Below are 24,558 nucleotides of genomic sequence, written 5' to 3' on the forward strand. Positions count from 1 at the left end.
CCTGTGGCGCGCGGCACCTCGTTCGCCTCGAAGTCCTACCGCGACGTCGGGGTCGTCCTGCGGACGCACCAGCTGGGGGAGGCCGACCGGATCGTGGTCCTGCTGACGCAGGACCACGGTCAGGTCCGCGCCGTCGCCAAGGGCGTGCGGCGCACGAGCTCCAGGTTCGGCTCGCTGCTCGAGCCGTTCAGCCTCTCGGACCTGCAGCTGGTCCACGGCCGCAGCCTCGACATCGTCTCGCAGGCCTCGGCCCGCCGGACCTGGTCCTCGCCGATCGCGGCGGACTACGCCAAGTACACGGCGGCCACGGCCATGGCCGAGGCCGCCGAGCAGGTCTCGACCGACGACGCGGAGCAGACCCGGCCGCAGTACCGCCTGCTGATCGGCGCGCTGTCCGCCCTGGCCCGGGGCCTGCACGCCCCGGATCAGCTGCTGGACTCCTACCTGCTGCGCGCGGTCGCCGCGGCGGGCTGGGCGCCGTCCTTCGGGGCATGCGCGCAGTGCGGCGCGGCCGGGCCGCACCGGTCCTTCAGCGCGGAGCTGGGCGGCATGGTCTGCGACCGGTGCCGCCCGCCCGGGTCCCTGTCGCCCGGCATGCAGACGGTCGCCCACCTCCAGGCGCTGCTGGACGGGGACTGGCCGCGCGTCGATGCCGTCGAGCCCCGGACCGCGCGGGCCGCCGCCGGTATCGTGGCCGCCTACGTCCAGTTCCATCTGGAGCACGCGGTGAAGTCGCTGCCGCTCGTCGAGCGCGACTGACGCCGACGCCCGCCCCGCCCGTCGAGAGGACCCCCGTTGAGCCGCTTCAGCCCGCCCCCGGCCCATCCCTCCGGTGCGCTCGCCCCGCCGATCCCCGCGCAGTTCGTGCCCCGGCATGTGGCCGTCGTGATGGACGGCAACGGGCGCTGGGCCAATGAGCGGGGCCTGCCCCGCAACGAGGGGCACCGGGCGGGGGAACTGGCCCTGGTGGACGTGGTCGCCGGGGCCATCGAGATGGGCATCCCCTACGTGTCCGCCTACGCGTTCTCGACCGAGAACTGGAAGCGCTCGCCCAGCGAGATCTCGTTCATCATGAACTTCACCGCCGAGGTCATGGAGCGCCAGCTCGAGACCTTCCACGAGTGGGGGGTGCGGATCCGATGGGCCGGCCGGCGCCCCCGGCTGTGGCGCTCGGTCATCGATCGGCTGGAGACGGCCGAGCGGGAGACCCGCGATCACGACGTCGCCACGCTGACGATGTGCGTGAACTACGGCGGCCGCGCCGAGATCGCCGATGCCGCCGCGGCGATCGCGCGCGATGCGGCGGCGGGCCGGCTGAACCCCCGGAAGGTCGACGAGGGGCTGCTGCAGAGCTATCTCGACGAGCCCGACCTGCCGGACGTCGATCTCTTCCTGCGCTCGTCCGGCGAGCAGCGGATCTCCAACTTCATGCTGTGGCAGTCCGCCTACGCCGAGCTGGTCTTCCAGGACGTCCTGTGGCCCGACGTCGATCGCCGGACCCTGTGGGCCGCGGTCGAGGAGTTCGCCCGCCGGGACCGCCGCTACGGCGGCGCCGTCGACCGGGTGGCGCAGGGCGCCGAACCATCCGCTGCCGGGGACCCCGCGGGCCCGGACCGGGTCTGAGGCGCCCCTGGCCCGCCGCGGCCGCCGCGCCTGTCCCGACCGACGGCGGGCAACGGCTCAGCGACCCGGCCCGGGGCCGTCCGGTGCCCCGTCCGCCGCGATCCGCCGCGCCACCTCGCCGAGCCAGTCGCTCAGATCCTCGAAGGTCCGGCGCCTGACCTCCGGGGCGGAGCGGTGGACGTCGTGCAGGGCGCCGTCGTAGGAGATGACCCGCGGCACGGGACTCAGCGCTCCGATCCGACGCCGGATCCGCCCGACGTCCAGCACGGTGTCCCGGCGCTTCATGGCCTCGCACCACCAGGGGAGGATCAGGCTGCGCCGGGAGATCTGCAGGAGCACGGGGGCTGCCGCGACCGCGCCGCGGCGATGCAGATCGAGCAGCCGCAGGTGCCCCTCGTGGGCGGCCAGCAGGAAGCCGACCGTGAGCGGGAACGAGGTCTCCGGGCGCCATCGCGGGTCCAGCGGCCACTCCCCGTCGCGGCTCGAGGAGAGGCTGCGGAAGTAGTGGCCGGCCACCCGCAGCGGCAGCTGCCGGTCGTGCCACCGCCGCGGGACGAGCCGCAGCGCCGCGACCAGGGCCCGGCCCGCGAGATCGTGGACGTGCGGGGCGATCCAGGGGGCCGCCAGCGCGATCCCCGCCGGGGGCTCGGCCGCGGTCAGCGCCGCCAGCGACACCACGAGCCCGCCCGTGGAGTGCCCCAGCCACACGATCTGCCCGGGCTGCGCCGGGGCCCCGTCGTGCGCCGCGGCGCGCACCGCGGCCTCCAGATCGCCCCGGTACTCCCTCATCGACTCCGCGTAGCCGGGGACCTCCGGATGCGCCAGGACGTCGTCCGTCAGGGCCCGGCCGTAGCCGTGGAGGTCGAGCGCGTAGAAGCGGAAGCCGGCCGCGGAGACCGCCCGGGCGAGCTCCGGATTGGCGAAGTAGTCGGACCAGCCGTGGACGTAGACGACCGTCCCGCGGGGTTCGTCGCACGCGTCCTGCGGATCGTGCTCGGGATCGAGCCGGGGGACGTGGCGCACGAGCGTCGCGGCGTCATGGGCTCCGCGCCCCGGCACGGGAAGCCGCCGGGCCAGGAAGCCCGGGCCGAGGACGTCCTCCCTCCAGCCGTCGGGGCCGTCGGAGGGGTCCTGCGCCGCGGATCGGCGGCCGCGCGCGCCGGGCCGATCGGGATCGGCGTCGCGGCGGCCGGGCGCGTGCCGAATCCCCCCGGGAGCGCGGGAGCCGGGGTCGTGGCGGGAGCCGCCGCGGGGTTCTGGAAGACTGTCGGACATGCGCCTCTACCCTACGTTCTTCCGCGTCGTGTTCTCGGGCATGGATCCCGAGCGAGCCCATGGCCTCGGCTTCCTGGGCATCCGCGCCTGCCGGGCCCTGGGGCTGTCCCCGCTGCTGCGGAGGCTGACGCGCGCCCGTCGCGATCAGGAGGTCGAGGTCATGGGGCTGCGCTTCCCGTCGCGCTTCGGGCTCGCGGCCGGCTTCGACAAGGGCGCGGAGGGCATCGCCGCGCTGGCCGATCTGGGCTTCGGCCACGTCGAGATCGGCACGGTGACGGCCCGGGCCCAGCCGGGCAATCCCCGGCCGCGCCTGTTCCGCCTGGAGCAGGACCGGGCCGTCGTCAATCGCATGGGCTTCAACAACGACGGCGCCGCGGCCGTCCGTCCGCGCCTGGAGCGGGCCCGGCGCGAGCTCGACGCCTCGTGGCGCGGCCCGGGCCGGCCCGTGATCGGCGTGAACATCGGCAAGACCAAGGCCGTGGCCCTCGAGGACGCGGTCGACGACTACCGCACCTCGGCGCGCGAGCTGGCGCCGGCGGCGGACTACCTGATGGTCAACGTCTCCTCGCCGAACACCCCGGGGCTGCGCGAGCTGCAGGCCGTGGAGTCGCTGCGCCCCATCCTGAGCGCGGTGCAGGAGGAGTCGCGGGCCGCAGCCGGGAGGCGCGTCCCGCTGCTCGTGAAGATCGCCCCGGACCTCGCCGACGAGGACGTCCGCGCCGTGGCCGATCTGGCGCTCGAGCTCGGACTGGACGGCATCGCGACCACCAACACCACGATCGCCCGCGACGGCCTGGGGCTGCGCAGCGACCCGGCCCGGGTGGCCGGGATCGGCGCCGGCGGCCTGTCCGGCGAGCCGCTGGCGCCGCGGTCCCTGGAGGTCCTGCGCCTCGTGCGCGAGCACGTGGGGGACCGGCTCACGATCATCGCGGCCGGGGGAGTGACCTCCGCCGACGACGCCCGCCGGCGCCTCGAGGCCGGTGCGGATCTGGTGCAGGGCTACACGGCCTTCCTCTACGAGGGCCCGTTCTACGCGGCCAGGATCGTGCGCGGCCTGCGCTGAGGCGCGACGCCCGCCGAGCGCGGTCGGCGCGGGCCGGCAGCGGCACCGGGAACGACGACGCCCCGCCCTGCTGCAGCAGGGCGGGGCGTCGTCCGGGGCCGAGCGCGGCCGACGGGACGGGAGATATCAGGAGGGGCGCTCACCGCGCTTGACCCGCGGGCGCGGCATGCGCGTGGAGCGCAGGTTCATGGCCCGGGTCACGGCGTAGAAGCTCGTGCCGGACTCGCGCGAGCCGAACCGCCGGGTCAGGCCGCGGCGCACCCCGACGACCAGGAGCACGCAGTCCAGCACCGCCACGATGATCAGCGCGTAGAAGACCAGGACGCCGATCTGCTGCAGGCCGCTGGGGATGAGCAGGAAGATCAGGGCGATCAGCGCGATGGGCATCAGCAGCTCGGCGACGTTCCAGCGCGCATCCACCCAGTCGCGCACGAAGGCCTTCTGCTCGCCCTGATCGCGCGGGGGCAGGTAGCGCTTGTCCCCGGCGGCCATGCCCTGCTGGGCGGTGAGACGCTGCTCGCGGCGCGCGGCGCGGTCCGCCTGCTTGGCGGCCTTCCGATCCTCCGGGACCAGCGGGCGCACGCGGGCGGCCTCCTGCTGGCGGCGCGAGGGCGTGGGCCGGCCCTTGCCCTCGGTCCTGGCGCCGTGGTGCTGCTGGGTCGGCGCCTGCGCCTGCCGCTGCCGCTCCTGCTCGGCCTGCCCCGCCGGGGCCGAGCCCGCCGCGCTCGACCCGGCGGAGCCGCCGGCGCTCGAGCCCGCGGCGCTGGAACCGGCCGCGTCCGCCCGGGCGGAGCTCGAGCCGACCGCGGTGGACCCTGTGCGAGTCTGCGCGGCCTCTGCGGTGGTCTGGGTTTCCTTGCTGCGTCGTCCGATCACCCGGCGAGTCTAGTCGAAGCCCGGAAGGCCCTCCGCAGTCGCGGTCCGCCCCCGCGCTACGCTTCCGGGCATGACCGATCCCGCAGACCAGCAGACCCCGCCCCACAGCGCCGCGGTCCCGGCGCATGCCGCCGGGCTCGACATCGAGGCCTTCCGCGCAGCCGTGGACCGGGAGTTCGATCGCGTCGTCGACCAGCTCGGGGAGCTCGTGGCGATCCCCGGCATCGCCTGGGACTCCTTCGATCCCGCGCAGCTGCGCCGCTCCGCCGAGGCCGTGGCGGGCCTGCTCCAGGCCGAGGGCTTCGAGACCGTCGAGATCCGCCCGGCCGACGGCGAGGAGGCCCACCCTGCGGTGATCGCCCGGACGCCCGCGGCGCACGGGCGGCCCACGGTGCTGCTCTACGCCCATCACGACGTCCAGCCCCCGGGGGATCCCGAGGCCTGGACGAGCCCTCCGTTCGAGGCGCGGCGTCGCGACGGGCGGCTGTGGGGCCGCGGCGCCGCCGACGACAAGGCCGGCGTCATGGCCCATGTGGCCGCCGTGCGGGTGCTGCGCGACGTGCTCGGCGCGGACCACGGACTCGGCATCACCGTGTTCGTCGAGGGGGAGGAGGAGGCCGGCTCCCCGCACTTCTCCGACTTCCTCGCCCGGCACCGGGAGGAGCTGGCCGCCGATGCGATCGTCATCGCGGACTCCGCCAACTGGCAGGTCGGGGTCCCCACGCTGACGACGAGTCTGCGCGGGGTCGTCGGTGCGGTCGTGGAGGTCCGCGGCGTGGACCACACCCTGCACTCCGGGGGCTACGGCGGTCCCGTGCTGGACGGGCCGACGCTGCTCGCCCGGCTGATCGCGACCCTGCACGACGACGACGGAGCGGTGGCCGTCGAGGGCCTGCGCAGCCGCGTCGGCGAGGACGGCGACGGCGCGCTGCGCTACGACGAGCGGCAGTTCCGCGAGGACGCCGGCGTCCTGCCCGGGGTCGAGCTGGCCGGGCGGGGGAGCCTGACCTCCCGCCTGTGGACCCAGCCCGCGCTCTCCGTGACGGGGTTCGACGCGACCGGCGTCGACGTCGCCTCGAACACGATCGCTCCGAGCGCCCGGGCCAGGCTCTCCCTGCGGATCGCTCCCGGGCAGGACCCGGTGGAGGCCGCGCGCCTGCTGCGCGAGCACCTCGAGTCGCACGCCCCGTTCGGGGCGCAGGTCGAGGTCCGGATCGAGGAGACCGGCCCGGCCTTCGCGACGGACACATCGGCCGAGGCCGCCCGGGACATGCTGTGGGCGCTGTCGGAGGCGTGGCGGCGGCCGAGCGTCGAGATGGGGATGGGCGGGTCGATCCCGTTCACCGCCGACCTGCAGGCCGCGTATCCGCAGGCCGCGATCCTGGTCACCGGCATCGAGGACCCGGACACCCGGGCGCACGGGATCGACGAGTCCCTGCAGCTGGAGGACTACCGCCGGGCGATCGTCGCCGAGGCCCTGTGGCTGGCCGCGCGAGCCGGATCGGCGCACGGCTGAGCGGAGGCCGCGACCCGCGCCCGGAGCGGCCTCGATGGACGCGGGAATGGATCGGGGTCCACACTGGTTCCAGGCAGCAGGAATGCCGCACACGCCCGAGCCGCTTCCGGACCGGGCAGCACGCAGGAGGAGAGAGCGCATGACCGTCACCACCGACACCCCCACCACCGAGGGACTGCCCACGCACGGCGTGAAGCTGACCGACACCGCCGCGCAGAAGGTGTCCGCGCTGCTCGAGCAGGAGGGGCGCACGGACCTCCGCCTGCGCGTGGCCGTGCAGCCCGGCGGCTGCTCGGGGCTGATCTACCAGCTCTACTTCGACGAGCGCGTCCTCGACGGCGACGCCGCCAAGGACTTCGGCGGCGTCGAGGTCATCGTCGACAAGATGTCGGTGCCCTACCTCGAGGGCTCGACCATCGACTTCGAGGACACCATCGAGAAGCAGGGCTTCTCGATCGACAACCCGAATGCGCAGGGCTCCTGCGCCTGCGGCGACTCCTTCAGCTGAGCCGCGCCGGCCGCCCTCCGGCGCAGACCGGGCGCGGCCACGAGGGCCCCGGGCATCGCACGACGACGCCCGGGGCCCTCGTCCGTCCGGGGCCGGCCCCGGACGGAACCGGCGGAGCAGCGCGCGACCGGCGCCGGGCGGTTGCAGAAGCCGTGGCAACCGGGACACACGGCTGACGATGTGTCAGCACGCCCTGGACGCAGGGGGTAAACTCCAGGAGAAACCCCAGGCTCCTGCCCGCAGCGTCCCCCGGGACGGACAGGACCGCGACCGAGAACAGGAAGGGCTGTCTGTGAGTTCGCACTCCCGACCCGTCAGCCGGCGCACCCGAGCGCTCAGGGCGAGCGCCCTCGGAGGCGCTGCGCTGCTCGCCCTGACGGGCTGCTCCGCCGAGCTGAACCAGCACGTCAGCAACGGCTTCATGCCGGTGGGCGACTCCGCCCCCACCGACAACGCCCAGACGATCGTCGACCTCTGGGTGGGGTCGTGGATCGCCGCCCTGATGGTCGGCATGGTCACCTGGGGCCTCATGCTCTGGTGCATGATCGCCTACCGCCGTCGCAAGAACGAGGTCGGGTACCCGCGCCAGGTGGCCTACCACCTGCCGCTCGAGATCTTCTACACCTTCGTGCCGATCGCCCTGGTCATCACGCTGTTCGTCTTCTCGGAGCGCGCTCTGGCGGATCTCACGCCGCGCCACGAGAACCCGGACACCACCGTCGAGGTCATCGGCAAGCAGTGGGCCTGGGACTTCAACTACACCGATGACGACGTCTACTACTCGGGCACGCAGGCGCACCTGAACGAAGACGGCTCGGAGGGCGTCGAGGAGACGCTGCCGACCCTCTACCTGCCGGCCGACAGCGAGGTCGAGCTCCAGGTCACCTCGCGCGACGTCATCCACTCCTTCTGGGTCCCCGCCTTCCTCGAGAAGATGGACATGATCCCGAACCAGACCAACTACCTGTCGTTCACCACCGGCGACGAAGGCACCTTCCAGGGCAAGTGCGCCGAGCTGTGCGGCGAGTACCACTCGGAGATGCTCTTCAACGTCGAGATCGTCTCGCAGGACGAGTACGACCAGCAGATGCAGAACCTGCGCGATCAGGGCAACACCGGCCAGCTCGGCACCGAGTACGACCGCAACCCGAACACCAACGAAGCACCGGTCGAGAACCAGGACTCCATGCCCGGCTCGACGTACGACGAGAACTGAGAGGCTGAGAGCACATGACCACTCTCGAGTACTCAGCCAATGACGCGACCACCGCGGCTCCGCGGGTCGTGCCCCGCTCCAAGGGCCGGATCATCGTCAACTGGCTGACCACCACCGATCACAAGACGATCGGGTACATGTACCTGATCGCGGCCTTCCTGTTCTTCTGCCTCGGCGGCGTCATGGCGCTGCTGATCCGCGCGGAGCTCTTCGCTCCGGGCATGCAGATCCTGGAGACCAAGGAGCAGTACAACCAGCTGTTCACCATGCACGGCACGATCATGCTGCTGATGTTCGGCACCCCGCTGTTCACCGGCCTGGCCAACGTGCTCGTGCCCCTGCAGATCGGCGCTCCGGACGTCGCCTTCCCGCGGCTGAACGCGCTGGCCTTCTGGTTCTTCCTCTTCGGCTCGCTCGTGGCCGTCGCCGGCTTCCTCACCCCGCAGGGCGCGGCCTCGTTCGGCTGGTTCGCCTACGCGCCGCTGAACTCGACGACCTTCTCCCCGGGGGTCGGCGGCGACCTCTGGGTCTTCGGCCTGGGCCTGCAGGGCTTCGGCACCATCATGGGCGGCGTCAACTTCATCACCACGATCCTGTGCATGCGCGCCCCGGGCATGACCATGTGGCGCATGCCGGTCTTCACCTGGACCGCTCTGGTCACCTCGCTGCTGATCATCATGATCTTCCCGCCGCTGGCCTCGGCGCTGTTCGCGCTGGGCATGGACCGCCGCCTGGGCGGGCATATCTTCGACGCCGAGAACGGCGGGGCCATCCTCTGGCAGCACCTGTTCTGGTTCTTCGGCCACCCGGAGGTGTACGTCCTCGCGCTGCCGTTCTTCGGCATCATCTCGGAGATCCTGCCGGTGTTCTCCCGCAAGCCGCTGTTCGGCTACGTCGGGCTGGTCTTCGCGACCATCGCGATCGCCGCGCTGTCGGTGACCGTGTGGGCGCACCACATGTACGTGACCGGATCGGTCATGCTGGGCTTCTTCTCCTTCATGACGATGATGATCGCGGTGCCCACGGGCGTGAAGTTCTTCAACTGGATCGGCACCATGTGGCAGGGGTCGCTGACCTTCGAGACGCCCATGCTGTGGGTCCTGGGGTTCATGTTCACGTTCCTCTTCGGCGGTCTGACCGGCATCATCCTGGCCACCCCGCCGCTGGACTTCCACGTCTCGGACACGTACTTCGTGGTGGCCCACTTCCACTACGTGATCTTCGGAACCGTCGTGTTCGGCATGTTCGCCGCGTTCTACTTCTGGTGGCCCAAGTTCACCGGCAAGATGCTCAACGAGCGCGTCGGCAAGATCCACTTCTGGATGCTCTTCGTCGGCTTCCACATGACGTTCCTGATCCAGCACTGGCTCGGCGTCGTGGGAATGCCCCGCCGCTACGCGGACTACATGCCCGAGGACGGGTTCACCTTCATGAACCAGTTCTCGACGGTGGGCTCCTTCCTGCTCGCGGCGTCGATGATCCCGTTCTTCTGGAACGTCTACATCACGCACAAGCGCGGCAAGAAGGTCGAGGTCGACGACCCGTGGGGCTTCGGCGGATCGCTCGAGTGGGCCACCTCGTGCCCGCCCCCGCGCCACAACTTCGTGTCGCTGCCCCGCATCCGCTCGGAGCGCCCGGCCCTCGACCTGCACCACCCGGAGCTGGCGGCCCTGTCGCCGGATCCCAGCGTGGGCGACACCGAGGCCAACCCGGCCGAGAACGACCGCCGCAAGCACGACACCCGCAGCACGGAGGCAGCTCGATGAAGGCGACCATCAAGACCCTGTGGCTCCTCACGGTGTTCTGCATCGTCGTGGGCTTCATCTACGGCTTCGTGACCGACTTCCAGGAGCTGGCCGGCTTCCCGGCTCTGCTGGCCACCGGCGTCATGTGCGCCTTCCTCGCCGTCTACCTCACGCTCACGCTGCGCAGCACCAAGGCGCTGCTGCCGGAGGACGACCTCGAGGGCGAGATCGCGGACGGCACCGGCGAGTACGGGCACTTCTCGCCGTGGTCCTGGACCCCGCTGCTCTTCGGGGCCGGCGCCATGGTGTTCGTGCTCGGCCTGGCCATCGACTGGTGGATCGTGGGCCTGGCGTTCCCGGTCGCCATGCTCGGCGTCTTCGGCATGGTGTTCGAGCACAGCCGCGGAGCTCACGCGCACTGAGTCCGCGCATCGGAACGGGCCCCGTCGCCTCCTCGGAGGCGACGGGGCCCTTCGCATGCCGCGAGGCCGTCTGCGCGTCGGATTCTTCGCGGGACCCGGCGGGCGCCTGCGCACATCCGGGCAGGCGCACCGGGATAGGGTGGCCCCCGTGAAAACCTTCGAGCAGCTCTTCGCCGAGATCACCGAGAAAGCGCAGTCGCGCCCCGAGGGCTCGGGCACCGTCGCCGAGCTGGACCGCGGCGTCCACGGCATCGGCAAGAAGGTCGTCGAGGAGGCCGCCGAGGTCTGGATGGCCTGCGAGCACGAGTCCCACGAAGCGGCCGCGGAGGAGATCTCCCAGCTGCTGTACCACCTGCAGGTGATGATGGTCGCCAAGGACATCTCCCTCGAGGACGTCTACCGTCACCTCTGAGGCGCGCGGCTCGGCCCGACCGCGCAGCCGCTGCCGGCTGTGCCCGGACCCCGGAGCCCGTCCTCTCGAAACGCCCGCATCAGAACCAGGAGCGAGTCACGACCATGCTGCGCGTCGCCGTGCCCAACAAGGGCGCCCTGTCCGAAGCCGCCGCCACGATGCTCAGCGAGGCCGGCTACCGGCAGCGCAGGGACAGCCGCGAGCTCGTGCTCGTGGATCCGGAGAACGGGGTCGAGTTCTTCTACCTGCGCCCGCGGGACATCGCGATCTACGTGGGCGGGGGAGTCCTCGACGTCGGCATCACCGGCCGGGACCTGCTGCTGGACTCGGAGGCGGATGCGGTCGAGGACCTCGGGCTCGACTTCGCGCGCTCGACATTCCGCTTCGCGGGACCGGTCGGCGAGTTCTCCGCCGTCCAGGACCTGCAGGGCAGGCGCGTGGCGACGAGCTACGACCACCTGCTGCGGCGCCACCTGGGTGAGCAGGGGGTCGAGGCCGAGGTCGTGCGCCTGGACGGGGCCGTCGAGTCCTCGATCCGCCTGGGGGTCGCCGACGCGATCGCCGACGTCGTCGAGACGGGCAACACCCTGCGCGCCGCCGGGCTGGAGATCTTCGGCGAGCCGATCATGCGCTCCGAGGCGCTGCTGATCCGCTCCGCCGCCAAGGGTGAGGACATCGCCGGGCTCGAGGTCCTGCGTCGGCGCATCCAAGGCGTGCTGGTCGCTCGCCAGTACGTGATGATGGACTACGACGTCACCGAGGACCTCCTCGACGCCGCGACCGCGGTGACTCCCGGCATGGAGGGCCCCACGATCTCGCCGCTGGGCCACGGCGGCGCCATGGCCGTGCGCGCCATGGTCCGCCGCTCCGACACCAACAAGGTCATGGACGAGCTCTACGCCGTGGGCGCCCGCGCCATCCTGGTCTCGCCCATCCACGCCGCCCGTCTCTGACGGGCCGGACCCCGGCACGGGCCCGTCGGCCGGTGCCCGGCGGCCTGCGTCCGCACCCCAGCCGATCCGACCGCCCGCCGCACCGCGGGCGCCGCAAGGAGGACTTCCGTGGCCGTCGCCATCCGCGTCATCCCGTGCCTGGACGTCGACGCCGGGCGCGTCGTCAAGGGCGTCAACTTCGAGAACCTGCGCGATGCCGGTGATCCGGTCGAGCTCGCCGCCCGCTACAACGACGCCGGTGCGGACGAGCTGACCTTCCTGGACGTGACCGCATCGTCCGCGGAGCGGGCGACGACGTTCGACGTCGTGTCGCGGACGGCGGATCGGGTGTTCATCCCGCTGACCGTCGGCGGCGGCGTGCGCACCTCGGAGGACGTCGACCGGCTGCTGCGCTGCGGCGCGGACAAGGCCTCGATCAACACGGCGGCCATCCGTCGCCCCGAGGTCATCGACGAGATCAGCCGGCGGTTCGGCAGCCAGGTGCTCGTGCTCTCGTGCGATGCCAAGCGGACCGGCAGCACGGCCTCGGGCTTCGAGGTCACGACGCACGGGGGCCGCGAGCTCACCGGGATCGACGCGGTCGAGTGGGCCGCGGAGGCCGAGCGCCGGGGCGTCGGCGAGATCCTGCTCAACTCCATGGATGCCGACGGCACTCGGGAGGGCTTCGACGTGGAGATGATCCGGGAGGTCCGCGCGGCGGTCTCGGTGCCGCTGATCGCCTCCGGCGGCGCGGGCGGTCCCGCCGACTTCCCGCCCGCGGTCGAGGCCGGGGCCGATGCCGTGCTCGCGGCCTCGATCTTCCACTTCGGGCCCGTCGATGCGATCGCGGAGGTCAAGGCCGCCCTGCGGGCGGCGGGCCACGAGGTCCGCTGAGCACCGCCGGCGCCGCAGGCCCCGCACCGCCGTGCCCGGGCCGTCCCGGCTGCGGGCCTATAGTGTCCGGTGATGTCCGAACAGCCCCCGCCCGCACCCCGCCCGTCGTCGCCGGATCTCGACCCGTCCGTGGCGGGGCTCCTCAAGCGCGACGCCGACGGCCTGGTGGCCGCGATCATCCAGCAGCACGACACCCGTGAGGTGCTCATGCTGGGCTGGATGGACGAGCAGGCGCTGCACCTCACCCTGAGCACCGGGCGGGTGACCTTCTGGTCGCGGTCGCGCCGGGAGCTGTGGCGCAAGGGCGACACCTCGGGCCACATCCAGCTGGTGCGCCGCGCCTCCTTGGACTGCGACGGCGATGCGCTGCTGCTCGAGGTCGAGCAGGTCGGCGCCGCATGCCACACCGGTACCCGCACCTGCTTCGAGGGCCGCAGGCTCGAGGCCGTCCAGGGCCGCGCCGAGGACTGAGCGGCGCCGCCGCGACGGCGTCCGCACGACAGCCGGGACGATCCCGGCAGGAAGCAGCCGCACCATGCACCAGATGGGCACGATCTCCCCGTCGCTCGAGGAGTTCCGCGAGCTCGCCCGGCAGCACCGCGTCATCCCGGTGCGCACGGCGGTCCTGGCCGATGCGCTCACGCCGATCGGCATCTACCGCTCCCTCGTGCTGGGCGACGACGGCACTGCGCCGCCCGGGACCTTCCTGATGGAATCGGCCGCCCAGGGCATCTGGTCGCGCTGGTCGTTCATCGGCGCGGGATCCCGCGCCACGCTGATCAGCCGGGACGGGCAGGCGCACTGGCTGGGCGACGTCCCGGTCGGCCTGCCGAGCGACGGCAGCCCCGTCGACGCGCTGCGGGAGTCGCTGGCGGTGCTCGCGACCGAGCGCTTCGAGGACGCCCCGCCCCTGTCCTCGGGGATGGTCGGCTTCATCGGCTGGGAGGCGGTCCGGCACTGGGAGCGGCTGCCCCACCCGCCGCAGGACGATCTGCGCATCCCCGAGCTGGCCATGAACCTCGTCTCCGAGATGGCCGTGCACGACAACGCCGACGGCTCCGTGACCCTGGTGGCCAATGCCTACAACGCCGACGGCACCGACGAGCGCGTGGACGAGGCCTGGCACGACGCCGTCGCGCGCCTCGATGCGATGCTCGAGCGGCTGGACCGGCCCTCGCCCGCCTCGAGCGTGGCCGTGGCCCGCGACGTCGTGCCCCGCGACAGGATCGAGGCGGCTGTCGAGCAGTCGTGGCCGCGGGACGACTTCCTGCGCTCGATCGACGAGGCCAAGCGGGCGATCGTCGACGGAGAGATCTTCCAGGTGGTCATCTCCCGGCGCTTCGAGACGGAGTGCGCCGCCGATCCGCTCGACGTCTACCGGATGCTGCGCAGCATCAACCCGAGCCCGTACATGTACCTGTACTCGTTCGAGGACGCCGACGGGCGGCCGTTCCAGGTCGTCGGGTCCTCGCCCGAGGCGCTCGTCAATGTCTCCGACGGGGAGGTCGTCACGCATCCGATCGCGGGCTCCCGCCCGCGCGGGGCGACGGCCGAGCAGGACCAGGCCCTGGAGCGGGAGCTGCTGGCCGACGAGAAGGAGCGCGCCGAGCACCTGATGCTCGTGGACCTCTCCCGCAACGACCTCTCGAAGGTCTGCGAGCCCGGCACGGTGGCCGTGACCGAGTTCATGGAGATCGAGCGCTTCAGCCACATCATGCACATGTGCTCGAACGTCGTGGGGCGCCTGCGCCCTGGACTGAGCGCCTACGACGTCCTGGCGGCGACGTTCCCGGCGGGCACCCTCTCCGGGGCGCCCAAGCCGCGGGCGCTGCAGCTGCTCGACGAGTACGAGCCGATGCGCCGCGCCGTCTACGGCGGGGTCGTGGGCTACCTGGACTTCGCGGGGTCCATGGACGTGGCCATCGCGATCCGCTCGGCCCTGCTCGTGGACGGGCGGGCCTACGTCCAGGCAGGCGGCGGCATCGTGGCCGACTCCGTCCCGGAGGCCGAGGCCGAGGAGTCCCTCAACAAGGCGGCCGCGCCCCTGCGCGCCGCGCTGGCCGCGCAGTCGCTGACCCGGCCGCAGCGCCTGGGCGGCGCCGACGCCCCGGCCCGAGGAGCCGCCCGATGACCGCCCTGAAGCGCAAGCCCCTCGTCGTGCTGCTGTGCCTCGTGCTCGGGGCAGCCCTGTTCGGCTCCTCCGCGCTGGTCTGGGTCCACGCCAGCGCGAGCACCGCCGTGTCCCAGATGGACATCCCGGTGCGCGGCAGCGACGCCGCCCCTGCGGTCTCGGCCCTCGGGCTCGTGGCCATGGCCGGGGCCGTCGCCCTGACCATCGCGGGCCATCGCCTTCGCGGCGTGGTCGCCATCGTCATCATGCTGGCCGGCGCCGGTGCGCTGGCCGCGGTCATCGGGGCGATCATGGATCCCGTGGGCGTCTCCGAGGGGGTCGTGGGCGAGGCCACCGGCGTCATCGGCAGCGACGCGCAGCACGAGCTGACCGCGGGTCCCTGGCTCAGCGCCGCAGCCTCCGTGCTGGTCGTCCTGGGCGGCGCCTGGGCGCTGCTGTCCGCGCGGTCCTGGCCCCGCCCCGGGGCATCGCGCTTCGAGCGCGGCGCCGCCCAGCGCAGAGCCGCGGGAGAGGACCAGCGCGAGATCGGGCGCCGCGACGACATCGACGCCTGGGACGAGCTCACGGAGGGCCGCGATCCCACCGGGGTCTGAGCCCCGGCGCCGCCCGCCCCGTGCCGCCCTGTCCTGCTGTCGCTCACCGCGCCGGGCCCGGCGGGTGGCACAATGGATCCCAGCACCGCCGCCCGTCCGCGTCCCGACCGGATGCGGGCCCCCAACCACAGGGAGATACGACTCATGTCCCACGCGACCCCCAGCCCCGCCACCTCGACGTCGGAGGCGGCCTCCGCGGAGGCCGACCACGAGGGCCTCGGATCCGATGTCGTCGTCCTGGACCACACCGGCTACGTCGGCCACGGCAACACGGTGGCCGCCTGGGCCTGCATCGCCGTCATGACCGTGGGCGTCGTGCTGGCGCTGATCGGGCTGACGATGTCCCTGGGCAGCGTCCTGATGTGGATCGGCATCGTCGTGATCGTGATCGGGCTGATCGTCGGCGCCGTGCTCAAGGCCATGGGCATGGGCTACGAGGGCGAGGTCCGCAAGCACGCGAGCGGCAGCCGCACGCACTGAGACCGCCCCGCACGACATGAGGGCGGGCGAGCGGCCCTGGACAACGGCTCGCGATCCGCGCGCTGACCCGCATCCGGCCCCGCCGGCCCTGCGGGTCGTCGCATGAGCAGGAGCCTCGTGCTCCGGGAGAGGACACGTCCCGCATGACCGAGCATCCCGAGGGAAGCGTGAGGGCCACCGGCACGGTCCTCGACTCCATCATCGAAGGGGTCCGCGAGGACCTCGAGGCCCGGCGCGCGGCCGTGCCCCTCGACGAGGTGCGCCGCGCCGCGGCCCAGGCCCCACCGGCCCGCGACGCCGTCGGGGCCCTGCGCGGCTCCCACCGGGACTCGCTCGAGATCATCGCCGAGGTCAAGCGATCCTCCCCGTCCAAGGGTGCCCTGGCCGGCATCGAGGACCCCGCGGCCCTGGCCGCCGCGTACGAGCGCGGGGGAGCCGCCGTCATCTCGGTGCTCACCGAGCAGCGCCGCTTCGGCGGATCGCTCGCGGACCTCGATGCCGTCCGCGCGGCCGTCGACGTCCCGGTCCTGCGCAAGGACTTCACGGTCGACGAGTACCAGATCCACGAGGCGCGCGCCCACGGCGCGGACCTGGTCCTGCTGATCGTCGCCGCCCTGGACGACGAGGCGCTGACCCGTCTGCTGCGCGTCACCGAGGACCTGGGCATGAGCGCGCTCGTGGAGACGCACACCGAGGAGGAGATCCGCCGGGCCGTGGCGGCCGGGGCCACGATCCTGGGCGTGAACACCCGCGACCTGAAGACCTTGGACGTCGACACCGAGCGGTTCGGCGACCTGGTCCAGCACCTGCCGGCTGATGCGGTGCTGGTCGCCGAGTCCGGCGTCGCCGGGGTCGAGCAGATCGAGGCCTACGCTCGCCAGGGGGCGCACGCCGTGCTGACCGGGGAGGCGCTCGTGAAGGCGGGCGATCCCGTCGGCGCGGTCGCGCAGTTCCGCACGACCGGCGAGAGCGTCCGAGCGGCCCGTCGCGCCGAGCAGGAGGCCGCGGACGGGCAGCGCCGCTGGTCGAACGCCGAGGGGCCGTACTTCGGCGACTTCGGCGGCCGCTGGATGCCGGAGTCCCTCATCGCCGCGCTCGACCAGGTGACCGACACCTTCGAGAAGGCCAAGGCGGACCCGGAGTTCCTGGAGGAGTTCCACCGCCTGTCCCGGGACTACGCCAACCGCCCGTCGCTGCTCACGGAGGCGCAGCGCTTCGGCGCCGAGGCTGGCTGCCGCGTGTTCCTCAAGCGCGAGGACCTGAACCACACCGGCTCCCACAAGATCAACAACGTGCTCGGGCAGGCCCTGCTGGCCCAGCGCATGGGCAAGACGCGCCTGATCGCCGAGACCGGCGCCGGTCAGCACGGCGTGGCCACCGCGACCGCAGCGGCCCTGCTCGGCATGGAGTGCGTCGTCTACATGGGTGCCGAGGACACCCGGCGCCAGGCGCTGAACGTCGCGCGCATGAACCTGCTGGGCGCGCGGGTCGTCGCCGTCGAGAACGGCTCGCGGACCCTGAAGGACGCGATCAACGAGGCGCTGCGCGACTGGGTCGCCTCCGTCGACACGACCCATTACCTGCTGGGCACGGCGGCCGGCCCGCACCCGTTCCCGGCGATGGTCCGCTGGTTCCACCAGCAGATCGGCGACGAGGCGCGCGCCCAGATCCTGGACCAGGCCGGGCGGCTGCCCGACGCCGTGGCGGCCTGCGTGGGCGGCGGGTCCAATGCGATCGGCATCTTCCACGCGTTCCTGGACGACGCCGACGTCGAGCTGCGCGGCTACGAGGCCGGCGGCGACGGCGTCGACACGGACCGCCACGCGGCCACCATCACCCTGGGGCGCCCGGGCGTGCTGCACGGCGCCAGGACGTTCCTCATGCAGGACACGGACGGGCAGACCATCGAGTCGCACTCGATCTCCGCGGGGCTGGACTACCCGGCCGTGGGACCGGAGCACGCGCATCTCGCGGCCTCGGGCCGCGCCGTCTACGAGCCGATCAGCGATGCGCAGGCCATGCACGCCTTCCAGCTGCTGTGCCGGACCGAGGGGATCATCCCGGCCATCGAGTCCTCGCACGCCCTGGCGGGCGCGCTCGAGCTCGGCCGTGCCTGGACCGAGCAGCTGGGCGCGGAGGAGGCCGCGCGGCGGATCGTCGTCGTGTCCCTGTCCGGTCGCGGCGACAAGGACGTGGCGACCGCGGCCGAGTGGTTCGACATGCTGCCGTCCGATTCCAAGGAAGAGAAGATCGCCGAGAAGGGGGAGCAGCTGTGAGCGGATCCGAGAGCACCGACGCATCCGTGACCGAGCAGACGGGCGCACCGCAGGCCGCCGTCGAGGCCGAGCGGCTCTCCGGGCCCGGCTCCCTGATCGACCGGCTCATCCCGGCCGACCTGGCGCCGAATCCCGAGTCCCGGCTGACCCGGCGCATCGCGCAGTGCCGGGAGGAGGGCCGCACCGCTCTCATCGGCTACCTCCCGGCCGGCTATCCGACGACGGACGGCTCCATCGAGGCGGCCGTGGCCCTCGGCAGCGGCGGGGCCGACGTGATCGAGATCGGCATGCCGTACTCGGATCCCGTCATGGACGGGGAGGTCATCCAGGCCGCCGCGGCCGAGGCGCTGGCCAACGGCGTCACGATCGCGGATCTGCTGCGGGTCGTGCGAGCCGTGGCCGAGCGCACCGACGCCGTGCCGGTCGTGATGACCTACTGGAACCCCGTCATGCAGTACGGGGTGGAGCGCTTCGCCGCCGATCTCGCGGCCGCCGGCGGGGCCGGGATCATCACCCCCGATCTCATCCCCGACGAGGCGCAGGAGTGGTTCGACGCCTCGACGGCCCACGGGCTGGACCGCATCTTCCTGGTGGCCCCTTCCAGCACCCGGGAGCGCATGGAGCTGACTGTGCGGGCCTCGTCCGGCTTCGTCTACGCGGTCTCCGTCATGGGCGTGACCGGGGCCCGCGATGCCGTCTCCGACGCCGCCCGCGATGTCGTCCAGCGCGCCCGTGCGGCCGGGGCCGAGAACGTGTGCGTCGGACTGGGCGTCTCGCGTCGCGAGCACGTCGAGGAGATCGGCGCCTACGCCGACGGCGCGATCGTCGGCACGGCCCTGGTGCGCGCCCTGCGCGACGGCGGTCCGGAGGCCGTCGGCCGCCTGGCCGCCGAGCTCGCCGGACGCGGCTGAGCAGGAAGGCCCCCCCCATGCTCCCCACGCCGACCCTCTCGATCCCGTCGCCGGGCTGGAGCGGATTCTCGCTCGGGCCGCTGTCCATCCACGCCTATGCGCTGTGCATCCTGCTCGGGATGGCCGCGGCGATCCTGCTCACGACGAAGCGGATGAACGACCGGGGCGAGGACGGCGACGTCGTCATGGATGCCGCCCTGCTGGCGATCCCCCTGGGGATCGTCGGCGCCCGGCTCTACCACGTCGTGATCACCGACCCGGCCTACTACTTCGGCTCGATGCAGGGCCTGCTCGAGATCCCGCAGCTGTGGAAGGGCGGCCTCGGCATCATGGGCGGCATCGCCTTCGGAGCACTGGCCGTGTGGATCGTGTGCCGGATGCGCGGCACCTCCTACGCGCTGTTCGCCGACTGCGTGGCACCGGCGCTGCTGGTCGCCCAGGCCCTGGGCCGGTGGGGCAACTGGTTCAACCAGGAGCTCTTCGGCCGCCCGACGACGCTGCCGTGGGGGCTCGAGATCGATGCGGCCTCCCCGAACTTCCCCGACGGGCTCCCGCCCGGGACCCTCTTCCACCCCACGTTCCTGTACGAGTCGATCTGGAACCTGCTCGGAGCCGCGCTGCTCATCGGGCTCGGACGCGGCCGGCGCACCGCGCATCGCGTGGACGGGGGCCGCAGCATGGCGCTGTACCTCGTCTGGTACGGCCTCGGCCGGATGCTCATCGAGCTCTTCCTGCGCATCGACCCCTCGGCCATGGTCCTGGGCCTGCGCATCCACGTGTTCACCGCCGCCGGTCTGATCGCGATCGGCCTCCTGCTCTTCGCCTGGCTCTCCCGGCGCAAGGCCCGCGTGCTGACGAGCACGTCCGCCGTCGCCCCGTCGCGCTCGGCCCCGTCCGTCTCCGGCTCCTCCGTCCCCGCGCGCTCCGACGACGCCGCGAGCGCCGAGGCCGGGGTCGCTCCCTCGGAGCAGTCCGCGGATCCCGGTGCGTCGGCGGATCGGGGATCGGTGCGGCTGCAGGCCTTCGTCGAGACCCGGCCTGCGGACCCATCGCATGCCGATGCTTCGCACGCCGCCGCGTCCGCTCGCTGAACCCGCGGCCGACACGCGCGGGCGTCCCGGAGGCGATGAGATGAGCGGCACATGACGACGGCCCCGCTCTGCCGCCGGCGCGGCGGATCGGGGCTCGACGTCGCGCTTCTGCCGTGATGTCGGCCACGGCCGGCTCGCCGACGACCGGCGTCGTTCGCTGTCGGCGCGAGATCACCTGCCCATGGGCCCATGCCCGGGGCAGGTGACGACGAGTAGGGTGGAGCCCGAGACGGGCAGTCCATGCCCGCTGAAAGACCCCGGCAGTGCTGCCGCGCAGGAATCCCTCCCTCGCTGCCTCGGGGAGCCTGCGCGACCATCTGCCCGTTCCGACCACGAGCAGGAGGAAATGCCATGCGCAGAGCGAAGATCGTGGCGACCATCGGTCCGGCCATCAGCTCCTACGAGAAGATCACCGAGGCCATCCAGGCCGGGCTGAACGTGGCCCGCCTGAACATGAGCCACGACACCCACGAGACGCACCTGTCGCAGTACCAGAACCTGCGCCGCGCCTCGGCGGACCTCGGGCAGAACGTCGCCATCATGGCGGACCTGCAGGGTCCCAAGATCCGCCTCGGCCGCTTCGCCGACGGCCCGCACGAGCTCGCCGTCGGCGACGTCTTCACCATCACCGTCGACGACATCGAGGGCGACCGCCTCCGTTGCTCGACGACGTTCAAGGGCCTGCCCCAGGACGTGAAGCCCGGCGACCCGCTGCTGATCGACGACGGAAAGGTCCGGCTGCGCGCCACCGAGGTCACCGCCACCGACGTGACGACCGTCGTCGAGGTCCCCGGCAAGGTCTCGAACAACAAGGGCATCAACCTGCCCGGCGTCGCGGTCAACGTCCCGGCCCTGTCGGCCAAGGACGAGGAGGATCTGCGCTGGGCCCTGGACACCGGCTGCGACCTGATCGCGCTGTCCTTCGTGCGCACGGGCGACGACATCCGGCGCGTGCACGAGATCATGGACGAGCAGGGCCGCCGCGTCCCCGTGATCGCGAAGATCGAGAAGCCGCAGGCCGTGGAGAACCTGCACGAGATCATCGACAGCTTCGACGGCATCATGGTCGCCCGCGGCGATCTCGGCGTCGAGCTGCCGCTCGAGGAGGTCCCGGTCGTGCAGAAGCGCGCGATCGAGCTGGCCCGCCGCTGGGCCAAGCCGGTCATCGTCGCGACCCAGGTCCTCGAGACCATGATGGAGAACCCGCGCCCCACGCGCGCCGAAGCCTCCGACTGCGCCAACGCGGTGCTCGACGGCGCCGACGCGGTCATGCTCTCGGGCGAGACCTCCATCGGCGCGTACCCGATCGAGGCCCTGCAGACCATGTCGCGGATCATCGTGGCCACCGAGCGCCAGGGCTGGGAGCGCATCGGCCAGATGGTGACCGAGCCCCGCACCCGCGGCGGGGCCATCACCCGCGCGGCGGTCACCATGGCGCGTCAGCTCGACGTCCAGTACCTCACCACGTTCACGCAGTCCGGCGACACCGCGCGCCGCCTGTGCCGCCTGCGGCCGCAGCAGCCGATCCTGGCGTTCACGCCGGATCCCAGCGTCGTCGCGTTCTGCTCGCTGCTGTGGGGCGTCGAGCCGATCCTCACCGAGCAGGTCAACCACACCGACGAGATGACCCGCCAGGTCGATCTCTATCTGCAGTCCGAGGGCCTGGCCGATCCCGACGACCTCGTGGTCATCTGCGCCGGCTCGCCCCCCGGCGTCGCCGGCTCGACCAATCTGGTCAAGGTGCACCGCGTGGGCGATGCCAACGACTCCGGCGCCACGGCCGAGGAGGCCCGGGAGCGCCACGAGAAGGTCGGTCCCTGGCGACCCTGATGCCCCGCGGCTGACCTGCGGCGGACGACGGACAGCACAGCACCCCCGGAGCCGATGGCCCGGGGGTGCTGCGCTGGGCGATCTCGCGGTGCCCAAGGTGGGACTCGAACCCTCGCGACACCGCAGGCCAGGGGAGGCGATCCCCGGAATCATGCGGATCTAAGTCACTGCCAAGGCCGCTGAATCACCCGGAATCGGGGGCATGTGTGGGCAGGATGTGGGCACAGGCGCCTGCTCATCGTGCCGATGGCGGCTCCGCTTCGTGGGAGCCGGGCTGCTTGGCGATATGGTCTCCACATGGAGAACCCCATCTGCAGCAACTGCCAGACCGACGCCTACCTTCACATCCTCGAGTACCAGTCCGCCCACACGGTTCGAGATGACCGTACGAGCCTTCAAGGCGCCCGGAGCGAGCGGCGCAAGGAGCCGGCCTTTTGCCGGTATCTCTGCGCTAGGTGCGGCACTGACGCCGGACATTCGGTGCCTGATGCTTGGGATGAGGTTCCCAGCGTAGGTTCCGACGCGCTGGCGCGACTTAGCGCTGAACAGGGCTTCTTCTTCGACAGGTACGGGCAGAAGACCGAGCAGACCACAGATTCACAGGGGCGCACGCTCGTCCGGAAGCAGATGCGCTAGGCCCATAGCTCCAGCGAGCCTCCCCATTCCAATCTGCGGAGGTGGCGATTGCCCGGGTGGACATCCCAGCATCGGACAGCTCCGACACCAGCTCCCGGCGCTTACTCCCCGGGCAGGGGAAACCTGTCGTGCCCGTCCTTGTCCCTCGCCGTGTTCCCTGCAGGCGTCGACCACGACAGATCCCACCAGACATGAAACTCCACTGGGAACGAGTAGAACTCCGGAGCAACAGCGCTCGATCGCGCCCGTATCCGCTCGAGAACGTCGGGTGACGATTGTGCATCCCGACGCCGCTGTTCAGCTCGCTGCTTCCTGAGTTGCTCACCTTGCAACTTGATCAGCGCCTCGTGGGCCTCCGGCGCGTCGATCACCAACGACATGCCAGCCTTCAAATCCTTGCCTTCGATGCTGTGGGCACCCTCACGATCGTTGCCCGCCGTGGTGATAGTCCCGGTGATCCCCAACGCGTCGCCCGTGCCACTGTTCGTCAGCGTGAGCTGGCCATCGTCGAAGTCCACTGCCACCCCGAGGGCAACGTGGTTCTTCTCCTGTGCTCGAGCGTCGGCTTTCTCCGTGTACTCGAGCGACCGATCAGCCTTCCCGTTCGCCTTGACGGCGAGAACGATGCCCACGATCGCGATGATGATGGCGATGACCGGGAGAACGATGCTTACGACGACCTCGAGCGCTGTCATGCCGTCACGTTAGAGCCTGCTGCGGCGCAGCCCGTGAAACGCCGCCCCGTCACGGCGATATAGCGCCCCGAGTCCGGCGGGTACGTCTCCACCCTGCGGCCACCGGCCCTTTCCTTCGTGCCACGGCCCGGTTCCATCGGCAGGAAGATGTGCAGCCCGCGGCCCGACTGGGACACCTCGATCAGCAGCGCGTCATCCCGGTGAGCGTCCACCAGCTCCCGCGCCCACGGGGCCAGCGCCCCGGACAAGCCGATGCAGTAGTCGAGATCCAGGCAGCCCACGCCCTCACCGAGCACCCACCCCAGCCCAACACCGTGCCGTGAGCCCACAGCAGCCTCATACGTCGTCCACGTCGCCGGATTCGTGGACGAGGCATACCGGCCGTTGTCGGCCCGCACAGGGGCCTTCTGGGCGTCATGACGCACCCACCGGGCCGAGCCCGTCATCACCGCGGGGAACACCGGCTGCGCGGCCTTCTTCCGGGCCCTGTGCGCGGCCACACGACACGCCCCCGAGCAGTACCGGGCACCAGCCCGGTAGAGCTTCATCGACGCCCCGCAGTGGGCACAGGACTGCTCAGTCATCGACGAACAGCCGATCCCACGACACCACGGTCCCCTCGATCACGTCAGCGAGAGCCTGTGCCTCCGCGATCAGCCCTGAGACGCCCTCAGCGCCCGTCTCCCGCGACGCCGCCACGAACGACTCCGCCCGTGCCCGCAGAGCCGCCGGCACCTCCTGAGACTCAACAGCACGCCGCCGCCTCACGACGCCGCCACCCTCAGCCCATACGCGCCCCGAGCACCACCACGACGCTGCGGAACGTTGTCCTCAGCATCCGGGATGCGCAGCGACGCGATCAGCTTCACGTAGAGGGCACCCTGCTGGCGGGCCTCCACCAGCGCAGGGTGCACCGTCTGATCCCCGCGGGCATTCAGCACTGTGACCGAGTTCGCCTCCGCCTCCGCGAACAGCACATCGAGCCGGTCAGCGACCCGGCACGCCTCCCGCAGCGTCAGCAGCTCGTGCTCCTCGAGCTCGTGCTCGTCCACGATCGACCGCCACAGCTTCTTCCCCGATGTCGCCAGCCCTTCCGGTGCCCGCGGTGCCTTTTGTCCGTCCATGTTCATCCTCCATCCGTTCAGCCGCTCAATCACGGCGATTATCTGTTACAAGGATACCCGCTCAGAGGCCCCAACGCACCCCACCAACACCACAACGCCCCAGCATTTCCCCTTGTCAGAGGCACCTTTAGAAAGATTCAGCTCACGCGCTCTGTCACCGCCTATACGCGAGCGACAGCGAAGCGGGGGCGGGAGGGGCGGGAGCCGGGGGGCCTGTGGTCCGTCAGTCCTTGGGGCGTAGCAGTCTGAATCGCCCCGGGTTTGTTAGAGGCTCGCAAGTGCCGCGTCGGCGGGTGCCGGTGCGGGGTT

At 71.8% G+C, this 24,558-nt stretch carries 25 protein-coding genes and 1 pseudogene; 21 read left to right on the forward strand and 5 right to left on the reverse strand.

The window, feature by feature from the left end:
- Positions 1-3 precede the first annotated feature (3 nt).
- Both recO and FSY66_RS10260 read left to right on the forward strand, forming a co-directional pair.
- Complete coding sequence (recO, locus tag FSY66_RS10255; protein WP_144794561.1) at positions 4-759, forward strand: DNA repair protein RecO; 756 nt, start codon at positions 4-6, stop codon at positions 757-759.
- Positions 760-795: 36 nt separating this feature from the next.
- A complete protein-coding gene (locus tag FSY66_RS10260; protein WP_144794563.1) occupies positions 796-1,623 on the forward strand; it encodes an isoprenyl transferase in 828 nt (275 codons plus the stop codon).
- A 57-nt stretch (positions 1,624-1,680) separates the two neighbouring features.
- On the opposite strand, the gene FSY66_RS10265 is transcribed toward FSY66_RS10260, so the two are convergent.
- Positions 1,681-2,898: an alpha/beta fold hydrolase gene (locus tag FSY66_RS10265; protein WP_144794565.1), complete on the reverse strand. Its 1,218-nt coding sequence runs from the start codon at positions 2,896-2,898 to the stop codon at positions 1,681-1,683.
- Here FSY66_RS10265 and FSY66_RS10270 point away from each other — a divergent pair.
- Complete coding sequence (locus tag FSY66_RS10270) at positions 2,897-3,961, forward strand: quinone-dependent dihydroorotate dehydrogenase (protein WP_144794567.1); 1,065 nt, start codon at positions 2,897-2,899, stop codon at positions 3,959-3,961. The genes FSY66_RS10265 and FSY66_RS10270 overlap by 2 nt on opposite strands.
- A 126-nt stretch (positions 3,962-4,087) precedes the next feature.
- Here the strand turns inward: FSY66_RS10270 and FSY66_RS10275 are convergent, their stop codons facing one another.
- Positions 4,088-4,837 carry a DUF3043 domain-containing protein gene (locus FSY66_RS10275; protein ID WP_260853641.1) on the reverse strand — a complete coding sequence of 250 codons (750 nt, stop codon included), beginning with the start codon at positions 4,835-4,837 and terminating at the stop codon, positions 4,088-4,090.
- A gap of 70 nt (positions 4,838-4,907) precedes the next feature.
- Between FSY66_RS10275 and FSY66_RS10280 the strand changes: the two genes are divergently transcribed.
- The 18 genes and pseudogenes from FSY66_RS10280 to FSY66_RS10360 all read left to right on the forward strand — a co-directional run bounded on the left by FSY66_RS10280 (position 4,908) and on the right by FSY66_RS10360 (position 22,430).
- Positions 4,908-6,353 carry a dipeptidase gene (locus FSY66_RS10280; protein ID WP_144794569.1) on the forward strand — a complete coding sequence of 482 codons (1,446 nt, stop codon included), beginning with the start codon at positions 4,908-4,910 and terminating at the stop codon, positions 6,351-6,353.
- Positions 6,354-6,492: 139 nt separating this feature from the next.
- Positions 6,493-6,861: a HesB/IscA family protein gene (locus FSY66_RS10285; RefSeq protein WP_144794571.1), complete on the forward strand. Its 369-nt coding sequence runs from the start codon at positions 6,493-6,495 to the stop codon at positions 6,859-6,861.
- 292 nt (positions 6,862-7,153) lie between these two features.
- On the forward strand, positions 7,154-8,077 hold the full coding sequence (ctaC, locus tag FSY66_RS10290; RefSeq protein ID WP_186304544.1) for an aa3-type cytochrome oxidase subunit II: 924 nt from the start codon (positions 7,154-7,156) through the stop codon (positions 8,075-8,077).
- 14 nt (positions 8,078-8,091) lie between these two features.
- The gene (gene ctaD, locus FSY66_RS10295) at positions 8,092-9,843 is read left to right on the forward strand and encodes an aa3-type cytochrome oxidase subunit I (protein WP_144794573.1); all 1,752 of its coding nucleotides are present in this window, start codon (positions 8,092-8,094) and stop codon (positions 9,841-9,843) included.
- A complete protein-coding gene (locus FSY66_RS10300) occupies positions 9,840-10,244 on the forward strand; it encodes a cytochrome c oxidase subunit 4 (protein ID WP_144794575.1) in 405 nt (134 codons plus the stop codon). The genes ctaD and FSY66_RS10300 overlap by 4 nt, the downstream gene beginning before the upstream one ends.
- 148 nt (positions 10,245-10,392) lie before the next feature.
- A complete protein-coding gene (locus tag FSY66_RS10305) occupies positions 10,393-10,656 on the forward strand; it encodes a phosphoribosyl-ATP diphosphatase (protein ID WP_144794577.1) in 264 nt (87 codons plus the stop codon).
- A 104-nt stretch (positions 10,657-10,760) separates the two neighbouring features.
- Positions 10,761-11,609, forward strand: coding sequence for an ATP phosphoribosyltransferase (hisG, locus tag FSY66_RS10310; RefSeq protein WP_144794579.1), 849 nt, complete (start codon positions 10,761-10,763; stop codon positions 11,607-11,609).
- 108 nt (positions 11,610-11,717) lie between these two features.
- Positions 11,718-12,482 carry an imidazole glycerol phosphate synthase subunit HisF gene (gene hisF / locus FSY66_RS10315; RefSeq protein WP_144794581.1) on the forward strand — a complete coding sequence of 255 codons (765 nt, stop codon included), beginning with the start codon at positions 11,718-11,720 and terminating at the stop codon, positions 12,480-12,482.
- Between the two features lie 72 nt (positions 12,483-12,554).
- The gene (gene hisI, locus FSY66_RS10320) at positions 12,555-12,953 is read left to right on the forward strand and encodes a phosphoribosyl-AMP cyclohydrolase (protein WP_144794583.1); all 399 of its coding nucleotides are present in this window, start codon (positions 12,555-12,557) and stop codon (positions 12,951-12,953) included.
- 64 nt (positions 12,954-13,017) lie between these two features.
- Positions 13,018-14,613, forward strand: coding sequence for an anthranilate synthase component I (locus FSY66_RS10325; RefSeq protein WP_144794585.1), 1,596 nt, complete (start codon positions 13,018-13,020; stop codon positions 14,611-14,613).
- Entirely contained in the window at positions 14,610-15,206 is a 597-nt protein-coding gene (locus FSY66_RS10330; RefSeq protein ID WP_144794587.1) for a Trp biosynthesis-associated membrane protein, read from the forward strand. Before FSY66_RS10325 ends, FSY66_RS10330 begins: the two co-directional genes overlap by 4 nt.
- 144 nt (positions 15,207-15,350) lie before the next feature.
- Positions 15,351-15,686: an HGxxPAAW family protein gene (locus FSY66_RS10335; protein WP_260853642.1), complete on the forward strand. Its 336-nt coding sequence runs from the start codon at positions 15,351-15,353 to the stop codon at positions 15,684-15,686.
- Positions 15,687-15,829: 143 nt separating this feature from the next.
- A pseudogene (gene trpC, locus FSY66_RS13135) lies at positions 15,830-16,609 on the forward strand (indole-3-glycerol phosphate synthase TrpC); the annotation flags it as partial.
- Positions 16,601-17,962: a tryptophan synthase subunit beta gene (trpB, locus tag FSY66_RS13140; RefSeq protein ID WP_396350899.1), complete on the forward strand. Its 1,362-nt coding sequence runs from the start codon at positions 16,601-16,603 to the stop codon at positions 17,960-17,962. The pseudogene trpC and the gene trpB, both read left to right, overlap by 9 nt.
- A gap of 119 nt (positions 17,963-18,081) precedes the next feature.
- Complete coding sequence (trpA, locus tag FSY66_RS10345; RefSeq protein WP_396350900.1) at positions 18,082-18,873, forward strand: tryptophan synthase subunit alpha; 792 nt, start codon at positions 18,082-18,084, stop codon at positions 18,871-18,873.
- Positions 18,874-18,890: 17 nt separating this feature from the next.
- A complete protein-coding gene (gene lgt / locus FSY66_RS10350; RefSeq protein ID WP_144794591.1) occupies positions 18,891-19,964 on the forward strand; it encodes a prolipoprotein diacylglyceryl transferase in 1,074 nt (357 codons plus the stop codon).
- A 351-nt stretch (positions 19,965-20,315) separates the two neighbouring features.
- Positions 20,316-21,794, forward strand: coding sequence for a pyruvate kinase (gene pyk / locus FSY66_RS10355; RefSeq protein WP_144794594.1), 1,479 nt, complete (start codon positions 20,316-20,318; stop codon positions 21,792-21,794).
- A gap of 297 nt (positions 21,795-22,091) precedes the next feature.
- Positions 22,092-22,430 carry a hypothetical protein gene (locus tag FSY66_RS10360; protein WP_144794596.1) on the forward strand — a complete coding sequence of 113 codons (339 nt, stop codon included), beginning with the start codon at positions 22,092-22,094 and terminating at the stop codon, positions 22,428-22,430.
- 101 nt (positions 22,431-22,531) lie between these two features.
- On the opposite strand, the gene FSY66_RS10365 is transcribed toward FSY66_RS10360, so the two are convergent.
- The 3 genes from FSY66_RS10365 to FSY66_RS10375 form a co-directional block, all read right to left on the reverse strand.
- Positions 22,532-23,125: a hypothetical protein gene (locus FSY66_RS10365; protein WP_144794598.1), complete on the reverse strand. Its 594-nt coding sequence runs from the start codon at positions 23,123-23,125 to the stop codon at positions 22,532-22,534.
- On the reverse strand, positions 23,122-23,709 hold the full coding sequence (locus tag FSY66_RS10370) for a DNA primase (protein ID WP_144794600.1): 588 nt from the start codon (positions 23,707-23,709) through the stop codon (positions 23,122-23,124). The genes FSY66_RS10365 and FSY66_RS10370 overlap by 4 nt, the downstream gene beginning before the upstream one ends.
- A 180-nt stretch (positions 23,710-23,889) precedes the next feature.
- A complete protein-coding gene (locus FSY66_RS10375) occupies positions 23,890-24,282 on the reverse strand; it encodes a terminase (protein WP_260853643.1) in 393 nt (130 codons plus the stop codon).
- Between the last annotated feature and the right edge of the window lie 276 nt (positions 24,283-24,558).

Origin of the sequence: Kocuria palustris (assembly GCF_007666205.1) — a bacterium.
In the GTDB taxonomy this organism is placed as follows: Bacteria; Actinomycetota; Actinomycetes; order Actinomycetales; family Micrococcaceae; genus Kocuria; species Kocuria palustris_A.

Bases quoted from the DNA above. Each gene is read 5' to 3' on its own strand.
- FSY66_RS10270 (WP_144794567.1), top strand. From the start codon at position 2,897: ATGCGCCTCTACCCTACGTTCTTCCGCGTCGTGTTCTCGGGCATGGAT.
- FSY66_RS10265 (WP_144794565.1), bottom strand. From the start codon at position 2,898: ATGTCCGACAGTCTTCCAGAACCCCGCGGCGGCTCCCGCCACGACCCC.
- FSY66_RS10280 (WP_144794569.1), top strand. From the start codon at position 4,908: ATGACCGATCCCGCAGACCAGCAGACCCCGCCCCACAGCGCCGCGGTC.
- FSY66_RS10285 (WP_144794571.1), top strand. From the start codon at position 6,493: ATGACCGTCACCACCGACACCCCCACCACCGAGGGACTGCCCACGCAC.
- ctaD (WP_144794573.1), top strand. From the start codon at position 8,092: ATGACCACTCTCGAGTACTCAGCCAATGACGCGACCACCGCGGCTCCG.
- FSY66_RS10300 (WP_144794575.1), top strand. From the start codon at position 9,840: ATGAAGGCGACCATCAAGACCCTGTGGCTCCTCACGGTGTTCTGCATC.
- hisG (WP_144794579.1), top strand. From the start codon at position 10,761: ATGCTGCGCGTCGCCGTGCCCAACAAGGGCGCCCTGTCCGAAGCCGCC.
- hisI (WP_144794583.1), top strand. From the start codon at position 12,555: ATGTCCGAACAGCCCCCGCCCGCACCCCGCCCGTCGTCGCCGGATCTC.
- FSY66_RS10325 (WP_144794585.1), top strand. From the start codon at position 13,018: ATGCACCAGATGGGCACGATCTCCCCGTCGCTCGAGGAGTTCCGCGAG.
- FSY66_RS10330 (WP_144794587.1), top strand. From the start codon at position 14,610: ATGACCGCCCTGAAGCGCAAGCCCCTCGTCGTGCTGCTGTGCCTCGTG.
- FSY66_RS10335 (WP_260853642.1), top strand. From the start codon at position 15,351: ATGTCCCACGCGACCCCCAGCCCCGCCACCTCGACGTCGGAGGCGGCC.
- lgt (WP_144794591.1), top strand. From the start codon at position 18,891: ATGCTCCCCACGCCGACCCTCTCGATCCCGTCGCCGGGCTGGAGCGGA.
- pyk (WP_144794594.1), top strand. From the start codon at position 20,316: ATGCGCAGAGCGAAGATCGTGGCGACCATCGGTCCGGCCATCAGCTCC.
- FSY66_RS10360 (WP_144794596.1), top strand. From the start codon at position 22,092: ATGGAGAACCCCATCTGCAGCAACTGCCAGACCGACGCCTACCTTCAC.
- FSY66_RS10365 (WP_144794598.1), bottom strand. From the start codon at position 23,125: ATGACAGCGCTCGAGGTCGTCGTAAGCATCGTTCTCCCGGTCATCGCC.
- FSY66_RS10370 (WP_144794600.1), bottom strand. From the start codon at position 23,709: ATGACTGAGCAGTCCTGTGCCCACTGCGGGGCGTCGATGAAGCTCTAC.